Source organism: Dickeya sp. CFBP 2040, assembly GCF_012273755.1.
Lineage (GTDB): Bacteria > Pseudomonadota > Gammaproteobacteria > Enterobacterales > Enterobacteriaceae > Dickeya > Dickeya poaceiphila.
Window position 1 is genome coordinate 51299 of the sequence record NZ_JAAVXH010000078.1, and the last position, 18713, is coordinate 70011.

Sequence of the window (18713 nt, forward strand, 5' to 3'; positions counted from 1 at the left end):
TCACGCGTTAACGCACTGCCGACGTTTCGTCTTGCGGTGCTTTGACAGCGTCCGAGGCAGAGGCTGCGCCATTATCCGGCTTCATAATGCTCATGTAGGTTTCCTGAAGCGCCTTCATGCTGGCTTCCGGTTCACCCTGCGGTTGCAACATCACCAATGTCGCTTCCTGAGACAGTTGCTGATGCAATTCCTGATTCAGCATCTCCAGCGTGACGGATGCCAGATAATTCTGGCGCAGTTTCTGATACTGCTCCGGTGCGATATCCACCACTCCGTTTTTCTGCGAACGCAAGCGCTGATCCATCAGAATATCGGTGCTGGCACGGGCGTAAGTAGCAAACAGCTTGCCCAGCTCTTCCGTCTTACGCGCCATCAGCGTATCAAACTCCGCCTGAGACAGCCCCTTATCCCGTAACGCCCGGAGTTCTTTGCTCAGGAAAGTCACCCCCGCCTGCGCCGACTCACCAGTGACATTGTCCAGATGGATAGCGCACTGGGCGCGGCCATACACCACATTACAGTCAAAACGTACATTGGTGTCTTTCAGCGGGCTTTTGGTCAACGCCTGCTGCATATGCCAGAACAGCGCCTCACGCGCCAAATCGCTATGCCAGTAACGCGCCAATGCCTGCGAATTGCGGATCGGCTGCCATGGCATATCCCACACCAGCGACAGAATGTCCTGCTTCACGCTGCTGTCCATCAGGCTTATCGGGGCCGATGGCATCGCGGACAAGGTCGGCAATGGCGACGGCGTCACCCGTTTTCCCTGCAACGACGAAAACGCTTTGTCGATCTGCTCGGCGATAACCCGACTGTCAACGTTGCCCACCACGTACAGCGTCATGGCGTCAGGGGTGTACCAGGTTTTGTAGTATTTGTTCAGTTGTTCCGCATTCACCGGAGCCTTGAGCGGTTGCCCCGGCGCATACGACAACAAAGACGATCCTTTCAGACGGTAACGCCAGCTTGGGTCCTGCGGATTGGTGGGTGCCGTCGCCACTGGGTCAAGCATCTTCCGCGCCAACGCGATGTGTTTGTCATTAATTTGCAGCCGCCCTGCCGTATCCGCCAACCAGATTAGCGCGTCTTTCAGCAAGTCGGGCCGGTTGTTAGGCAGACTCAGATTGTAAGAGGTAAAGTCATATGAGGTGGTAGCCGGAGGCAGTGGCCGGGTTTCGCTTTCAGATTGCTGCCACAACGATGGCAACTGACCCGCCGAAAAGGTGTCGTGCGGCAACAACGCCAGACGTGGAATAAAATGGGAAAAACCCGTCTGCTGCGCATTTTCCGTCAATGAACCGGTATTAATCATCAACCGTAGTTCAATCCGGTCACTGGGACGCTGGGGTGTTGCAAGCAGCTGCCAGCTAAAGCCGTTATCCAGCTTGCCTTGTTGCCAGGCGGGATCGGGTTGTAGCGCTTCAGCCTGCACGTTGCCGACGTTAGCCGCCAGCAACACTCCACCAACAAAAAGGCCAAATTTGGTGCCCTGCATGTGAACCCCTACTTTAATCACTAACCAATACAGTATGTTTTTGTGAATTCGGGTGGCATCACCCTGCCACTTCACGCGTTATACCCCCAATCGTTCAAGCTGTGAGACAAAACGCTCAGGTTTTGAACCACGCAACGCGTCGGCTTTTCAACGCCAGAGCTGATACAAGCCTTGCAACGTGAGCCGGGTAGCCAGGTCAACCAACGCACCGGCAACTTGAAGTATGGCGGGTATCGTCGCCTCACAAAAATAGCGAAGCGAAGTGTACCACTCAGTTAGACAGCGTGCTTTTGTCTATGTCACTCAACAAGGTGAAATAAAGAGTAAAAAAATTAAAGGCGACTAAATCTAGCACAGAATGGATAAGAATTACCCACAGCCCGTAACACGGGCTGTGGGAATACAGGCAAGAAAGAGCTAGTGCTCACTATCAGGAAGGACGAGACTCCGCAGCTGGGCGGTCATTACGACCAGAAAGCACATCGTTCATCTGTTGAGAATCAAGCTGTTTACACCATTTGGCCACCACTACGGTCGCCACGCCGTTGCCCACCAGATTGGTCAGCGCACGCGCTTCAGACATAAAGCGGTCAATACCCAGAATCAGCGCCAGACCGGCAATCGGCAGGTGACCTACGGCAGAAATGGTCGCCGCCAGCACAATAAAGCCGCTGCCCGTCACGCCTGCTGCGCCTTTGGAGGACAACAGCAACACCACCAACAGCGTAATCTGATGCCAGATATCCATGTGGCTGTTGGTCGCCTGAGCGATAAATACCGCCGCCATCGTCAGGTAAATCGACGTACCGTCCAGGTTGAAGGAGTAGCCGGTCGGAATCACCAGACCCACTACCGATTTCTTACAACCCAGTTTTTCCATTTTCTCCAGCATACGCGGCAGCGCAGACTCGGACGATGAGGTTCCCAGTACGATCAGCAGTTCTTCACGAATGTAGCGAATGAACTTGAAGATACTGAAACCGGTCGCTCTGGCGATGGAGCCAAGCACCAGCACCACAAACAGGATACAGGTGATGTAGAAACAGATAATCAACTGCCCCAGCTGTACCAGCGTACCTACGCCATACTTGCCGATGGTAAATGCCATCGCGCCGAACGCACCCAGCGGCGCCAGACGCATGATCATGTTGATAATGCCGAAAACGACCTGGGAGAAACTTTCAATCACATCGAAAATCAGCACGCCTTTTTCACCCAGATGGTGCAGGGCAAAACCAAACATCACCGCAAACAGCAGCACCTGCAGGATGTTGCCGCTGGCAAAAGCGCCAATGACGCTGGAAGGAATCACATCCATCAGGAACGGCACCACGCCCTGCTTGCCAGCTTCAGTGGCATAATTCGCCACCGCAGCCGCATTCAGCGACGACGGGTCAACGTTCATGCCGACACCGGGCTGCAGCACGTTGACCACCACCAGGCCGATAATCAGCGCCAGCGTACTGACAATTTCAAAATAGAGCAGCGCGGCAGCGCCGGTACGCCCAACGGCCTTCATACTCTCCATCCCGGCGATCCCGGTGACGACGGTACAAAAGATCACTGGCGCGATCACCATTTTGATTAATTTTACGAATCCATCGCCCAGAGGCTGCATCTGTTGCCCCAGCGCCGGGTAGAAATGTCCCAGCAATATCCCTATGGTGATAGCTACAAGCACTTGAAAGTAGAGACTTTTGAATATTGATTTTTTCATAGTGTGACGTCCTTTGATGGGAAAAGACACAGGGGACAAAGAACGATAAAGTTGCCGCCTGTGCTTGCGCCGGAAAATAACACCCTGATAACAGAGTGAATACTTTTATAACTTTAGTTTGTGAACATCCGGTTAAAAACAAGAGCTGAATCGCTTCAACAGATTATTCCCAAAAACATTGCATTAATTTACCGATAACATCACGCATCACCAACGCCGTCTCAACCTCGCAGCAAACCATGCTACAACCCTATTTTGCGCTGATTCATAAGAATTTTTTGTGAATAGGATCACGAGTAACAATCAGGTTAACAAAACGTGAAGCGTAAAATACACCAAGGAAAAATCAAAGGAGACACACAGAGGGACACAGCGAGGACGATGTCCTCGCTGGTACGACAAGAACCGTTATTGACCGCGCGCCAGGGCCACCAGCAGGCGCAAGCTGGATGAGTAGTAATCATCCGACGCACCGGGTAGATCGCTAAGCTCAGCAAGGTTACCCATCGTCAGGTCGCGCACCGCCAGTAAGCCACCTTGCATATTGTAAGGCGCGGTATTATTGCTCAGCACGTCAACCCAGGCCGGTGTCGCCAGCCGGGGATAATTGCGCCAGTACAACTGAAACGGCAGCAGCGCTGTGGTTTTGGCATCATACCAGTACAGGTACAACGGCACGCGGATAGCGTCATAACTGAAACGCGATGGCCATGCCGTTGCCGGCGCCATCGACCCATCCGCATTCAGCGCGACCCAGTCCGTCGGCAACCCGGCCTGACCGAAGCGCATTTCGCTAAGCAACGACAGGCTATCGTCAATCAGTTGCCGCCAGACCTGAAGATGACTGCGACGGGCAAAATCTCGCCAGGCAGGAAACAGAAAATAGGACGGGTTCAGGACAACATAGCTGTTCTTATTAAAGCCATAAGCGCCGGGCAACATCACGGTATGGTCCGCAAACTGAATGACCTCGTGACTGATGACTGCTTTTTGAATGCGGTCAGAGGCTTGCAAATAACTATTATCCTGCCACTTATTTCCGGCCTGCAACAGCGCCCACGCAATCAGGACATCACCATCGGATGCGTTGTTTTTATCGACCACCGGATTGGAGGCCGACGGATCATAACGCCAGTAAAACAGGCCACTGGAGCTATCCATGAGGTGGCGTTGCGTCCAGTTCCACAGGCTATCGAATGCAGTGCGGTCGCCGTAATGCACCGCCATCAGCATGGCGAAACCCTGGCCTTCGGTATGGCTGACGTTGTTATTTCCCGTATCCTGAATGCGCCCATCCTGAGTCATGAAGCGACTTTTATAGGTTTCCCAACCTGTCGCCGCCGTTGCCGACATACTAAACAACACCATCAACATCAACGCCCAACCACGCCATATTGGCTTTACCATTACGCCTCCAGCTCAATAGTAACGGAACAAAAGAATCGATCCATTTTCGGTTTCCTCGCAGGATAACGGCACATTCTCTGCTCCACCCTGTCCACGCAGCCAGCGGCTGTATAGTCCCTGCAATACTGCCGCCATCGCCATGCGCCACCGTGAGCTACTGCTTTGCGTATTCGCCAGCACAGGTAATGCCAGGTGATAAATCTCCAGCCGGTTTTCATACGGGCGCAGGTCCACGCATCCCCAGTGAAACTGAGACAACACCTGATTCATCTCCCGTTCCAGATCCACCACGGTTAACGCCTCCGGCAACGGGTAGCGTTCGGCCAGTTGTTCGCCCATGTGACGCAAAAATGCCAGCCCGTCTTGCTCGCCGGCATTATCCATCATCCCGTTGACGATCACGCCGAACAGATCCGCCCAGCCGGGCGGCAGTTGCTGTTGGCGATAATAGTTCAGTGCATGTTGCTGCATGTCACTCATGCTTATTTGCCTCCCAGCCCGTAGCGGAAATAGAGCCGGGCCGTGGTTTCGTTATAGTTGCCAAAGGTGTCGTAGCCCACCTGCCCGCCCACCGTCACATCTTTGGTGACGCGGTAGTCCGCACCGACATGCGCGTTATAGCCAATGCCGTTCTTGCTGTCGCTGGCGTAATGGGATTCTTTAGCAAAGCCATCGGTCACAGCATCATCCAGAAACGCTTGCCAGTCAGGATTATTTGGGAAGTAATCGCTCTTATCGAGGGTATAGGACTGATATCCTACCGACACGCCCGCCTTAAGATTCAGATTGTCGTAGCGTTGGTTCCACTCGATGGGAAGCGAGACCGAGACATAATTCTGCGGGCTAAAATAACCGCCCTGACCGTAGCTGTAATAACTCAGGTTTTTATTGAAATTCATCCAGCTCAGGTTAACGCCGGTTTTCAACTCGCTGTCACTATCATGCACCGGGCGAATATAGAAACCCGCATTGGCCATCACGGCGTTGTTGCTCTTCACATTTTTGCCAAGATAGCGGTAAGCGCCGCCACCGCCATAAGCACCGACATCGCCGTTGTCGTAGCTCAGCAGTACGTTACCACCGTTTTTGGTCACCTGCCCCCAGCTCTCGCCACTGAAAACCTCTTTACGGCCAACATAGGAAAGCAGGCTATCCGTCACCGCACGGCGCTCTCCGGTCACGATCAGTGTGAGAAAATCCGTCAGTTTGGGCGACCATTGCACGCCGCCGACCAGCGTATTCAAATCCTGACCGAGCGGCGTGCTGCCGAAGTCAAATTTATAGTTTTTGCCGATCAGCGCCAGGTTCAGCTCAACGCCGGAGGCTTTTTGCGATTCGGTAGAACCAAACCCTTCGGTATTAACATTAGGTTTCCGAGAAGAGGAAAGAAGAAAATTTTTAATATTCTCATTCTTGTGGTCATTCAATAATGCAAACGTCCGTTGTCCGATTGCATTTAAAGGATTTAATGCCTCAAAAGAGATCTGCCCATTGGCATTAGCAATAGAATTGTAATAAGAAACAGCTTCTGGGTTTGTTGACGCAACTGAATCACGCATACTATTAGTTAATGCACCTACTTCGGCATTTACCGTAGCCACCATATTCCGCACCGCCTGTGCCCCCGCACCCGCCCCATAGCGACGATCAGCATCGCCACTGGCGCTACCTGCACTTAACGTCATCGGCGTGACGCTAAAGCTAAGGCGCGCATCGCCAAACGAGCCGCTCGACCAGGTGAGCGGCGCTTTGGCTTCAGTTAACCGGCTAAGCCCCGACTCGCCATCGCGGCTGCGAATCTGCATCCCGCCTTGAACCCAACTACCGGTATCCCGCTCCAAATCATCCATCATGCGGGTAATCTGGTTCAGCGTAGCTTCCCGCTGAGACGACACATCGGTGAAAGCCTGCGGTGCCTCCCCTGTGCCACCCGAACGCTGCCATGGCACCACGCTGCCATAAGTAGAAGTAGTCGGCGCCCGGTTATTGGCGATGCGGCTGCTTTCCGATGATGCGCGATAAATAAATGGATTGTTCGCCACCGGCAGACTACCGATTACAGGCGTATCCCCTGCCAGCCCAACCGCTTTCGCACGGGCGGCTTTCAGATAATCCAATGCCTGACCACGGTTACCTTCAGCGTCTGCAAGACGAGCCAGCAGCAACAGCCGCTCTGGCGTCTGTTCACTTTGCAACCCAGTAGAGAGCGCGTGCGCCTTTTGCAAGTCGTTACGTTCCAGCGCCACATTAATGGCGCCGACGCGCGCCTCCTGTGTTGGCGTGTCATGCAACAGCAGGTAGTCGTAAACGTCCGCCGCCTCTTTGCTCATTTTGCCGGACTGGTATAACCGGGCCATGGCGAACATCAGGTCGGTATTTTTCGGGTCGCGTTGCAGCGCACGGGCCAGCTTGTCGTAAGCCTGTGCATACTGCTGGTTCTCGCGCAAACGGTCGGCTTCGCGCACCACAAAACCGGTGCGCAGTGCGTCAAGCTGTGCCGTGCTGCTGCGCGCCACCAGCTCCGGGCGGTTGAGCCATGACTGCGCGTCATCACTCAGGCCGGCCTGATTCAGCACGCCAATCTGATCGGCATAATCCCCCGCGTTGCCCTGCACGCCACGCTGCATATTGTTGCGCACCACCGTCACCGCCGCCGCCGTTTCCCCCGCCGCCGCCAGTGAGCGGGCCAGTTTGCCCGCGTCAGCCGGGTTATCCGGCGGCGTGACTGATAACGCCCGCAGCGTGTTAGCCGCCGCGGCGTTCTCGCCCCGCGACAAATACACCTGCGCGGTCGCCATCTGTAAATTGAAATTAACGCGCCGCGACAGACTGCGAATATCGTCGTTCTGATTACGCGGCGGAATGCGCGACAGCAACGTACCAGCCTGTTGCCAGGCGTTATTTTCACTGGCGAACAGTGCTGCAGCGTAGAGTTCATCCGCACTGGCTCCGGCGCGGAATAATGGCTGCATCAACGCGGTGGCGGCAGCGGTATTGCCCTGCTGCTGGTAAATCCGCGCCAGATCGAGCTTCAGCCAGGCGTCGTTCGGGAAACGCTGCACACCCTGTTGCAGCAGGCCGATGGCACGCGTGGTATCGCCCGCCGCCAGTGCCTGTTTGGCGTCGTTGCGCACCGGCGTGCTGGTGGCGATGCTGACCGGGCGCAGTGCCATGGTGCGGCGCACGTCCTCCGGCAAGGCCGAAAATAACGAATTGGCTTCGTCGGTACGTTTCTGCTCGCGCAGTACGTAATAAAGCCCTTCTTTGGCGTTACGATTATCCGCATCGGTTTGCAGAATATCGCGGTACAACCGTTCCGCCTGCGAAAAATTATTGGTACGACGCAGTACATCGGCGCGGAACAGTTTCGCCGTCATCCCTTTGTCGCCGCCAGCCTGCACCAAGGGTTCGCTTAGCGTCAGCGCCTGTGCCGTATCGCCATTCTTCATCGCCTGCTGCGCAGCCGCCAGTTGGGCGTAGAAACGGGCATCGTCTGCCTGCTGCTGGCGTTGAGCACTGTTCTCGCCACCCTGCCGGGCCGCCCGTTCCAGATACGTTGCAGCGGCGGCAAAATCGCCGCGCCGCTGGGCGGCATATCCCATTCCCGCCAGCGCATCCGCATCTTCCGGGTTAGCCTGCAACACCTGGCCGAACGCGGTTTGCGCGCTGGAGAGATCGCCGCTGTTGAGTGCGCTAAAGCCTTTGTCTTTCTCGTTGCCGCCCACATTTTTGCGGTAATAGTCCATCACCGCCGTATCCTGCGGGTGCCGCTGCTGATAGAGCTGATAGAGCGGCGCGTCGTCCACTTTGGGTCCCAGCCACAGCAACGCCTGCCGCATCGCCTGATCGGCATCGGTACTGCCGGACGCCAGCCCACTCAGCATTTGCAACCCTTCGCGGCGGGTCGGCTCCTGATAGGTCAGCGCCTTGCCAAGCGCCACAACGGCATTGGTATCCTGCGGATGCGCCGCCACAAACTCGCGCAGGTGGTCAATCGCCTGCGGTAATAGCGTACGGTCACCCGCCATGGTCAGATAGTATTCCGCCGCGATACTGGCAGGAGGCTGAGTGCCGCTAAACAGATTGCGCCAGGTTTGCAGCGACGCGCTGATATTGCCGCTGCGCGCCTGCTGACGCGCCAGCGCCAGCTGCGCTGGCGGGATGGTCGAGGTCTGGCGGGCATTATCCAGCGCCTGCAACAGCGGGTCCTGCGGCGATGCCTTGCTCAGGCGCTCACGCCATTTGGCAGCTTCGGCATTATCGCCGCTATGTTGGGCGTACAACGCCATCAGGTAAAGCGCCTGCGGGTTGTTGGCATCCGCCATCAGGATTTTCTGCAACGCGCCACGAGCAAGATCGTCATGAGAGCGTTGATGCCAGTAATCCGCCTGTTCAAACAGCGCCTGTAGCGCCGGGTTAGTCTGTGCCGCCAGCGCGGAGGTCGATAGCACGCCGCTGACCACCACACCGGTAAGAGACAGTGACTGACGGATGCGGGCTGTTAATGTCGTCATCTTCATAGGTGGCTCGCTTATTCTTTATCCGATCCCGCATCACGTCGGGTAGACAGCCTTTTCTCTGCCAGCCGCCGGAGCATCGATGCCAGGCTCAGCCCCATCACCGCCGCCAACAGCAGCGCCATCAACGCCAGCAACACCGCGTGTTGATTGGCGTACCAGACAACCATCATGTACCAGGGCATTTCACCACTAGGGAACTGTGGTCCCACCCGAAAGCTACGCACGCCGTTTTCGTCGGTGATAATGGCGGTATCGCCTCGCACCGCAGCATTAATGCTCGGCGAACTCAGGTCGCCATACAGTCGCAACAACTGGTCGTCGCCACTGCCGGTGGCCACTACCACCACCCGATCCGGGTTCCACGGCGACCGGTAGCTCAGGAAACCGCGCCAGGCTTCGTTAGACGAGAAATAACGGTCTGCCTCCAGCGGGGTACGGTTCCAGTCACCGATCAATAAAGTTTGTAAGTGCTCCCATACTCCTGGTGTCCTGACGCCAAAAGTACGGTCATTCACCGTATAGGGTGAACCAGACAGCAGGTTCTGATTGAACGCCGTTTGCTGCAACGAGGTCACCGCCAGTACATCGCTATTTTCAAGCTTCTGCCGGTCACCGGCGTTGGTCGGCAAGCCGAACATTACGCGGTTGTGGTTGAGGCTCACGCCGGTGGCATCGCCAGCGCGACCAGCCAGGTCAAGCAGCAGGCCAATTTCGGCGTTGGTTGGTTTTTCCGGCAGCAGCATTACTGTCTGAGCGTAATCCGCCTGACGAGTGAACGGGAACGCCACCCCCACGAAATAGGAGAGATTCGGCAGCAGCGTGAAATGGCGTGTGCGACTGAGATCGATAGACGCGCTGTCGGCAATCTGGCTCTTGATGTTGTTGTTAAGCAGCACGCTGCACGGCGCATCTTCTTTCGCACGGATGTTGAAGTAAAGCTGGAACTGGTTGTATCCGTAAATCAGATACGGATCGACCTTCAACGTATAATTTTCCTGACGGCTATCACCGCCCATTTCACGCCACAATTGTTGTAACACACCGACCTTGTTCACCGGCAGATTGTGCAGGAAGGTGCCGTTGAGCATCACATTCAGGTATGAGCGGCTTTCATCAATCCAGCTTTCTGACGGGAAACGGTAATCGACGTTTACCGGAATGGTATCGCCATCCCACAAAAACAAATCCGGCGCGGCGCGGAAGTTGATGCGCAGCGCCTCATGCCAAAGCCCACTGACTGTCATGTTTTGATCGTTGCGCAACAATTCACTCAGCCGTACCGGTCGGTCGGTATTGATCCAGCGCGGTGCGTCATAAGCGCGGCGAAAAGGAATGGTCTGCGGCGTTACCGACAGGGTTGACGCATCGCCAGTGAAGGGCTGATTGATCAGGCGATACGCCGCCTGCCGCAACTGCTCATCATCCTTGCCTATCACCAGCATCAGTTTGTAAACCGGGTTCACCGGGTTATCAATCAGTTGCAATGTAGGACCGGCAACCTCTGGCAGCGTCAGCGTGCCCACGTTGTCTCCTGGTCGGCCAAACACTATGCCGCTCTTCTCAGGCAACGCATCGCGTATCACCGGGAACGTCACGCCGTAACCATCCATACGCATCCCCAGCCAGGAAGCCACCAGCGATGCCGCGCTGACCTGAGCGGGGGTAAGGTTGGCCGGAAACACCATCGGTACAGAAGTGGACGACATCTGCAGCGGGTCGATAAACGGACGTGGGAAATTCTCCAGCCGGGTGCCGATATCAAGTTGCTGGCCTTCCAGATGCAGGGTCGTGGTCGGAAGAATGGTCAGGTTGTAGCGGGTCGCGCTGTCGCGCTCGCACAGCAGGCGATCAGCATCATTGACGCGAAAACTCAGGTTGTTACTGGAAACCACCATCGCAGCGGGAATATCCAGTTGAAACAACGTACTGTCGCCAGTCACGGCGTTCAGCGGCACACTACCCAGCGGCTGGCCGTTCAGCATCAGTTGCATCGACGTATTGAGCGCCGCCAGTTCGGGCGATACCCGCAACGCCAGATCCAGACGCGCATTGGTCACCACCTGATCGCCAGGCAGAGTAAAAATCACCCCAGCCTGCGCCTGACCGCCCGCCAGCGTAATCCCCCGCGTTTGGCCCATCTGCGCCACGGTGACGTCGCTAGATAGCGGCTGATAACCTGTCGTGGGCTGATCTGTCGCGGATTGATCACCAACCGGTGCCGGCAACAGCATGGACGGCGTCGTCAGCGGCGGCGGTGCAGGAAGATCCGGCGATGTCGCTTCTGGCATAACCGGGGACGGTGCCGTTGGCGATGCCTGTGGCGACACTATCGGCGGCATCGCTGGCGGTGTCGGCATCGATGCAGTATTCGCAGCAGGCGCGGTTTGGCTGCCGCCGGGGCTGAGCATGGTGGGCAACGGCTCATCCGCCGTGTTGCCAGCCGCCAGCGCACCGTTGCCACCCAGCATCAATACGCCGCTCACGCACAGAGGCCACAGCGATTTCAAAAAACGTGGCATCATCATGCAACGACGTCTCCCTTCTTCTGGTCTGCTTTACGGCCTCGCAAACTCATCCAGAAGAATGCGCAAACGGTACACACCACCGCCCACAGTGAGCGCAAGGGACGATCCTGCGGAAAGGGCGAACTCATCCAGGCATCTGCACGCGACAGCACCACGCGTACCAGCGCCCGACGCTGGGCCAACGGAATATTGTCAAATCGCAGGCGAATGGTGTCGTCGTCTGCCGCCACCGACTGTGCTGGCAGGCAAATTTCGCTGGATTGCAGCAACAGCTCAACCGCCTCAATCTCATCGGTTTTATGACGCTGATCCGGCGCTTTAAGCTGTACTCCGCCCATCGACAGATTAATGGTGGTGGTGCGGGATGCCACGCCGCTGACGTAATGAATGATAGCGGGCACATCCACATCAACGCGGATGGTCTTGCGCACCTGTTTGGTTTCCCGCGCTACCGCAATCGCTGCCAGCAGGGTTAACAAACTGAGTAGCGCCCACACCACGTTCAGCACCATCACATAGGGGTCCACATTGAAATAATCATGCGCCACGATGCGGGCAATGCCAGCCACGACGCCTGCTCCCATCAAAATCGCCGCAATGATATGTGGCCGCACAATACGAAAATCAAAAAAGCCTTCGTCCAGCAGGCCGCCTTTATCGGTTACGTTGAACTTGCCGCGCGTCGGCGCGAACAGGGTGACCAGCGTCGGAATCACCAGATGGAACGCCATCACCGTTTCGTAGATTTCACCCCAGAAACTGTAACGAAAACGCCCGTTCATGCGCGAGTTGAGGTACATCGACAGCACCAGATGCGGTAATACATACGCAAAAATCGTCGCCGCCGAGGCATAGATAATATTGAGGTTGAACAGCAGGTAGGCCAGCGGCGCCGTCAGGAACACCACGCGCGGCAAGCCAAACTGGAAATGCAGCATGGCGTTGAGATAGCACAACCGTTGAGGCCAGGTCAGCCCACGCCCGAACAACGGGTTATCAACCCGGAAAATCTGCGTCATGCCACGTGCCCAGCGGGTACGCTGAATAACATGCAGCACCAGCCGTTCGGTCGCCAGACCCGCTGCCAGCGGAATCGCCAGAAAGGCGGATTTCCAGCCTTTGCGCTGCATCTTGATGGCGGTATGCGCGTCTTCCGTTACGGTTTCCACCGCAAAGCCGCCAATTTCATCCAGTGCTGCACGGCGAATCACCGCGCAGGAACCGCAGAAAAAGGCCGCGTTCCAGAGGTCATTGCCTTGTTGCACCGGCCCGTAAAACAGCGCGCCTTCGCTCGGCATGTCGCGCGCCGCGCGCAGGTTACGTTCGAACGGGTCCGGCGAATAGAAGTAATGCGGCGTCTGCAACAGTGCCAGTTTCGGGTCCGACAGGAACGGGCCAACCGTGGCTTGCAGGAAGATGCGCTTGGCGACGTGATCACAGTCAAATACGCAGATAAGCTCGCCTTGGGTCAACTTAAGCGCATGGTTAAGGTTACCGGCCTTAGCGTGAGCGTTATTATCGCGGGTGATATAACCGACGCCCACTTGCGAGGCGAACACGGCAAATTCGCTGCGTTTGCCGTCATCCAACAAATAGATTGTCATTTTGTCGCGCGGGTAGTCGATGCACTGCGCCGCCAGCACCGTATCGCGCACCACATCAAGACTCTCGTTATAGGTAGGAATATACACATCCACCGTCGGCCATAACTGAGTGTCCTCCGGCATCGGCTCAATCGCGCGCTCCAGCGGCCAGGCCGTCTGAAGAAAACCTAATAACAAAATCACCCAGATATAGAACTCGGCAATAAATAAACCCATGCCCAGAATGGCTTCAATTTCAGAGTTGAAGTGCAGGGTTTCCGTTGCCCGCCAGTACATATAACGTGTTGACGTCAGCACTGACATAATAATGAGTATCACCGTCACCTGACGGCGTTTATTGAGTCCCAGCAAAAACATCAATGCCAGGCTGATCAGGCCGAATATATATTGTTTTTCACTGTCCATCGGGGTGATGACAATCACCGCTGCAACCGGTAGCAATAACAACAAAATGGTTAAGAACAGGATTTTTTTCATCGATTATCCTGATAATTAATTGATGGAAAACGTTCGCGCGCACCTGCCTGTGCTAAAAAAATCAGTCAAAGAATAACAATTCTTTACGATTGTAGACTGAATTAGCACTTAGCTGGCAGAAACAGCTTGATAAGTGGGAAAATCGGCGTGAACTTCTCCGTTACCAATCCTGATATCCAGCAGCGACGCAACGCGTTTTCCAATCAGTTCAATGTCAAACGCAGCAGCAGAAACCGGGTTGAAATCAAAAATGGAGCGTTGGGAGGCGTTGGCTTCAGCGACACTCTCATCACGGTGTACACTGCCAATCAGTTTGTCCGGCATACGTTGCTGGAGAAACGACGACACCTGACTGCTGATAGCACGGCGATTATCCGTTTGATTCAGCAACAGGTAAGAACCTTTGCGATTATTTAGCGCCTGACCGGTCAGTTTATTGCCCTCAATCTGCGGCATCAGCGACAGGGAAGCGGTATCCGCCATCATCACCACCAGATGCAGATCGGCCAGTTCCGTCATGGCCTTCAACGCCGGACTCGGTCCTGGCGGGAAATCCGCCACGATGACCAACCCCGGATAATTCATCACCGAACTCAGGCCGCGCTGGAGAAACAGTGGGTCGGTCGTCATACGATGCTCAAACGCCAACCGTTGTTCTTCGGTGACATTGCCGTAAGGCAACACGAAAATATTATCGTCTGCGGTCAGGATAGACTGGCTCCAGTCGGCCATTTCATCGGATTTGGCAACGTAACCACGTTCATCACCGAGCGGCACGCCAAAATGCAGGCGCAACGCATTCTGCACATCGAAATCAATCGCCAGCACCTTGCTGCCGCCACGAGCCAGCGCATAGGCCAGATTAGCCGCCATGGTGGTTTTACCGACGCCACCTTTCGGAGAACAAACACAAACTAACGGCATAACGCGATTTTCTCCAGCAAGGGTTTCAACAACATGGTTTTGGATACCGAATGGGTTTCATCATGGCGATGACGACTAAATAACTGGCGGAATCGTCCAGCTTCTGAGGCGAGCAGCGCCTCGCTCATCACAGGTGTGGACGCTGCTGGTGCCGGTGTATGCGCGAGCGGATGCGGGCGTAGCGTTTCTGAAGATATCGTTTCTTCCCTCTGCGGCGCTACCTGCTGTGCTACGGACACAGGCACAGGAGCAACCTGAACGGGCGACGACGACGCAGCAATAGCGTTAAACAGGGAATATCGATTATCTCCGGAAGACCCAGAGATGACGGCAGCTGACGGCATGACACGGTGAGACGGCGACGCCACAGGCGCAGACAACGCGTCCAGACTCGCCGGCACAGGTTGCGCAATACTCACCGACTGAGCCGCCGATAGTGAGTCCTCACCAGCCTGATTGCGCAACAGCTGTTTTATAATCGGCCAGACAACGGTGTCAGATTGCAATACCTGTCCGGACATATCCCTGAAATTAATATCTTTTATCTGGGCTTTATCCTTAAAGCGCTGCATATCATCATAACTATTCATCTAACTGACATTTCCCTGGAAAAGGGTGACGGCTAATATGGCGCGGGACTACAGCGCAAAAAACAATCTTTTAGGATTAATCTTAAACGATATTTGTAATGAAGGTAAATTACTCCAGAAAAATAAATCAATAACCTATAAGTAAACTTTCCCTTCCTTAGCGTGCTGAAAACGACATCACCCATCCCGCCAAAATCACTATATTGATAGTTAAATCATGGCTAATCACTGAGGGGATTACCAATTCGGCACCGGGTGATAAATCTATTGCGAGAAGATAGCGTAGTGCTCACCTGAAATCCATGACTAAATATTGAGCAATATATTAAAATAAATTAAACAATGGAAATCTCTATGTGAATAATAAGATTAAAGATGGGCTAAAGGGCTTAATCACATACACCATTGCTGTATGGCCGTATTGTCTGGCAGGGAAAGGGAAGGTATGTGTAACCTTCTGAGGTACAAGGCCCGGCAATTTGACTCTCTCACACTACAGGGCTTACGCATTAAAATGAACTCGCGGTAGTTCATTTTAATGCGTAAGCCTACTGAGCAAAGGTAATCCGTTTTAGCGGCAAACCACAGTGGCGTCGCACGACGCCACTGTGACCACCATCTTATCTTCCAATGCTTTAATCTGTGCGTCTGGAACCAGATAGTTATTGCTGATAATCGAAAATACTAAAGGCCTACCGGTGACCGAATCCACATAACCACTTATCGACGAAACGCCGGTCAGCGAGCCAGTTTTGGCGTATGTCCGCCCGGTGGCTGGCGTATTTATCATGCGGTGACGTAAGGTTCCGCCCACCAGGAGTGCCGGTTCACCTGCTACTGGCAATGCGTTATGCCAGACGTTAAACCACGGCTGCTTGCGGGCAACTAACAACACTGCCGCGAGCTGTTCTGGTGTTACCTGATTCAAGCGCGACAACCCTGAGCCGTCAACCTGCCGTAAAGCATCAGTATTGATTCCCTTCTGGCTTAGGAACTGATGGATAGTTTGCAGGCCTGAATGCCAGTCACCTTTTCCTTGAGCCTGACGGCCCATGGCCTTCGTCAGGATCTCACCATAGCTATTATTTGACAGCTTAAGGAAAGTAAGTGCCAGTTCAGAAAGTGGGGCGGACGTTTTGTGGGCCAGCACCACGGCGTTTTCAGGCGTAGCGGCCCTGTCGATACCCCCCCGTACTGTGATCCCATGTTTCTTCAGGGCGGCATACAACAGTGTACCGACCATCTGAGTAGGGTCATCGACCGTTACCTGCCGCGAGTAAGTTTTGCTCTTCGCGGCAATCGTGCCGTTCACCACGATCTTATTGCTGCCGGCCCGCCGATTGAAGTTTAACGCCGTTGTATCCCCCGTGGTGGTGTTATTGATTAACGTGACGGCGTTTGTAACGGGATAGACGCTTATCACGCCGGGCAACGTTTTGCTGGTACCGGGGCAGATATCAACACGCACAACGTTAATATCCCCTTCAGGTAAATTGAAGGTGTAGTTCAGTGCAGAAATAGGGGCCGAGAACGCATAGGACTCGTCGTCCCAACTCCAGCCCTGACCAAAGGGAACGTTGTCGAAGGCGCTGTCATCTAACAGCAGTCGCCCGTGAATTTGTCTGATACCCCGCTGCGCAAGCTGAGCGGCGAACGCGTCAAGATCGGCGGGTTGCAGGGTCGGATCGCCGCTGCCTTGCAAATAGATATCACCTTGCAGTTTGTCGCTGTGCTGGCGACCATTGGTCAGCAGGCGAGTCTCAAAGCGGTAATCCGGCCCTAAAATGCCGAAAGCCGCCACCGATGTCAGCAGCTTCATGTTTGAGGCGGGCACCATTCGCAGGTCGCTGTGCGTCTGATACAACACTTTGCCGCTGTTGGCGTCACGAACGATCATTCCCATTGACGCGCCCGCCAGCTCAGGAGCAGCGCCGATGGATGTAAGCGCCTGACTAAGCGTCAGGCCATGATTCTGGCCGGAGTCAAAGGTAGTACATCCCGTCAGCATCAGGATCACGGGTAGCAGCCATCCTGCTGTTTTCATCTTCTAAAATCCTTGCTAAGCCTGTTAAAGACAAAAAGCGTATACTTCAAACAGTACCGGATTCTGCCAATTTGGCCATAGGGATACTCCATGTTTTTCGGGGGGATATCATGCAGGATAACGACACCATCCTACCCTGCAACACGAAGGCATAACCAAATAAAAATGCCACCATAATAAGTAGCAAAAAAGACCATTTTTTCTCATTAACTACTATTATAGTGGCAAAAAGCACCGTCAGGAGCCGCAGGATGCTATCGCTATACACGGCTTACGATATTCAACAGAAACTCAAACAACATCTGAAAGCAATGCGCAAACATCGCAAACTCTCTGTTGATGCGCTGGCCCGCCACTTATAAACAGGCCCCGGTTTTAATCGGGGCCGTGTTTCTGTCTCACCACAGACGTCAGCTTGCCTGACTGTCTTCCTGCTCCACCGCGAAGCAGGCAACCAGTTGTTCGCCGTGCGGTTTCAGATGCGGTTGCAACTGGGTACAGGTGCCGAAACGGTGCTGGCAGCGGGCGTTGAAGGCGCAGCCCGGCGGCGGGTTTAGCGGGCTTGGCAGCTCGCCGGTTAGCTTGATGCGCTCGCGGCGAGCATCCGGGTTCAGGCGCGGCGTCGCAGACAACAGCGCCTGGGTGTACGGGTGGCGCGGATTGTTGAAAATCGCGTCCTTGCTGCCCTTCTCCACACAACGGCCCAGGTACATCACCATCACTTCGTCAGCAATGTGTTCCACCACCGACAAATCATGCGAGATGAACACGTAAGACAGCCCCAGATCCTGCTGCAAATCCATCATCAGGTTCAGCACCTGCGCACGCACCGATACATCGAGTGCGGACACCGGTTCATCGGCAATCACCACGTCCGGATCCAACATCAGCCCGCGAGCGATGGCGATACGCTGACGCTGGCCGCCGGAAAACATGTGCGGATAGCGATCGTAATGTTCGGTTTTCAGGCCGACTTTCGCCATCATCGCCAGCGCCTTCTCGCGGCGTTCCGCTTTGGTGAGATCAGTGTTGATCACCAGCGGCTCTTCCAGGATCTGCCCGACCTTTTTACGCGGATTGAGCGATGCATAGGGGTTCTGGAACACAATCTGGATTTTCTGCCGACGCAGCTTCTGCGCCGCCGGGTCCGGCTTGAGCAGATCCTGCCCATGATAGTACAGCTCGCCGTGTGACGGGGTTTCGATCATGGTCAGCAGGCGGCCCAGAGTGGACTTGCCGCAACCGGACTCGCCCACCACCGCCAGCGTCTTGCCGCGCTCCAGCGTAAAAGAGACGCCATCCAGCGCTTTCACCAGTCGCTCCGGCGCGAACAGCCCTTTTTTCACCGGGTAGTGTTTTTTCAAATCAATCGCTTCGAGCAGGTACGGCTGCCCGGCGGCATTCATG

Annotated in this window: 11 protein-coding genes; all 11 read right to left on the reverse strand. The window is 54.9% G+C overall.

Annotated elements, in window-relative coordinates; translation table 11 throughout:
• Positions 1–7: 7 nt before the first annotated feature.
• Positions 8–1498 (reverse strand): pitrilysin family protein, encoded by a 1491-nt coding sequence (locus Dpoa2040_RS10375; RefSeq protein ID WP_168641195.1) that lies wholly within the window; start codon positions 1496–1498, stop codon positions 8–10.
• Positions 1499–1928: 430 nt separating this feature from the next.
• Positions 1929–3215, reverse strand: coding sequence for a dicarboxylate/amino acid:cation symporter (locus Dpoa2040_RS10380; RefSeq protein WP_042867654.1), 1287 nt, complete (start codon positions 3213–3215; stop codon positions 1929–1931).
• A gap of 408 nt (positions 3216–3623) precedes the next feature.
• Positions 3624–4622 carry a glycosyl hydrolase family 8 gene (locus Dpoa2040_RS10385; protein ID WP_168641196.1) on the reverse strand — a complete coding sequence of 333 codons (999 nt, stop codon included), beginning with the start codon at positions 4620–4622 and terminating at the stop codon, positions 3624–3626.
• Between the two features lie 12 nt (positions 4623–4634).
• Complete coding sequence (bcsD, locus tag Dpoa2040_RS10390) at positions 4635–5102, reverse strand: cellulose biosynthesis protein BcsD (RefSeq protein ID WP_042867650.1); 468 nt, start codon at positions 5100–5102, stop codon at positions 4635–4637.
• Positions 5103–5104: 2 nt separating this feature from the next.
• Positions 5105–9142 (reverse strand): cellulose biosynthesis protein BcsC, encoded by a 4038-nt coding sequence (locus tag Dpoa2040_RS10395; protein ID WP_168641197.1) that lies wholly within the window; start codon positions 9140–9142, stop codon positions 5105–5107.
• 11 nt (positions 9143–9153) lie between these two features.
• On the reverse strand, positions 9154–11667 hold the full coding sequence (bcsB, locus tag Dpoa2040_RS10400) for a cellulose biosynthesis cyclic di-GMP-binding regulatory protein BcsB (RefSeq protein ID WP_168641198.1): 2514 nt from the start codon (positions 11665–11667) through the stop codon (positions 9154–9156).
• Entirely contained in the window at positions 11664–13748 is a 2085-nt protein-coding gene (gene bcsA / locus Dpoa2040_RS10405; RefSeq protein ID WP_050569367.1) for a UDP-forming cellulose synthase catalytic subunit, read from the reverse strand. Before bcsA ends, bcsB begins: the two co-directional genes overlap by 4 nt.
• A gap of 108 nt (positions 13749–13856) precedes the next feature.
• Complete coding sequence (gene bcsQ, locus Dpoa2040_RS10410; RefSeq protein ID WP_042867646.1) at positions 13857–14672, reverse strand: cellulose biosynthesis protein BcsQ; 816 nt, start codon at positions 14670–14672, stop codon at positions 13857–13859.
• The gene (gene bcsO / locus Dpoa2040_RS10415; RefSeq protein ID WP_168641199.1) at positions 14663–15262 is read right to left on the reverse strand and encodes a cellulose biosynthesis protein BcsO; all 600 of its coding nucleotides are present in this window, start codon (positions 15260–15262) and stop codon (positions 14663–14665) included. The genes bcsQ and bcsO overlap by 10 nt, the downstream gene beginning before the upstream one ends.
• 571 nt (positions 15263–15833) lie before the next feature.
• Positions 15834–17306 carry a D-alanyl-D-alanine carboxypeptidase/D-alanyl-D-alanine-endopeptidase gene (gene dacB, locus Dpoa2040_RS10420; protein ID WP_168641200.1) on the reverse strand — a complete coding sequence of 491 codons (1473 nt, stop codon included), beginning with the start codon at positions 17304–17306 and terminating at the stop codon, positions 15834–15836.
• 410 nt (positions 17307–17716) lie between these two features.
• Entirely contained in the window at positions 17717–18712 is a 996-nt protein-coding gene (gene dppF, locus Dpoa2040_RS10430; protein WP_371810636.1) for a dipeptide ABC transporter ATP-binding subunit DppF, read from the reverse strand.
• Position 18713 lies beyond the last annotated feature (1 nt).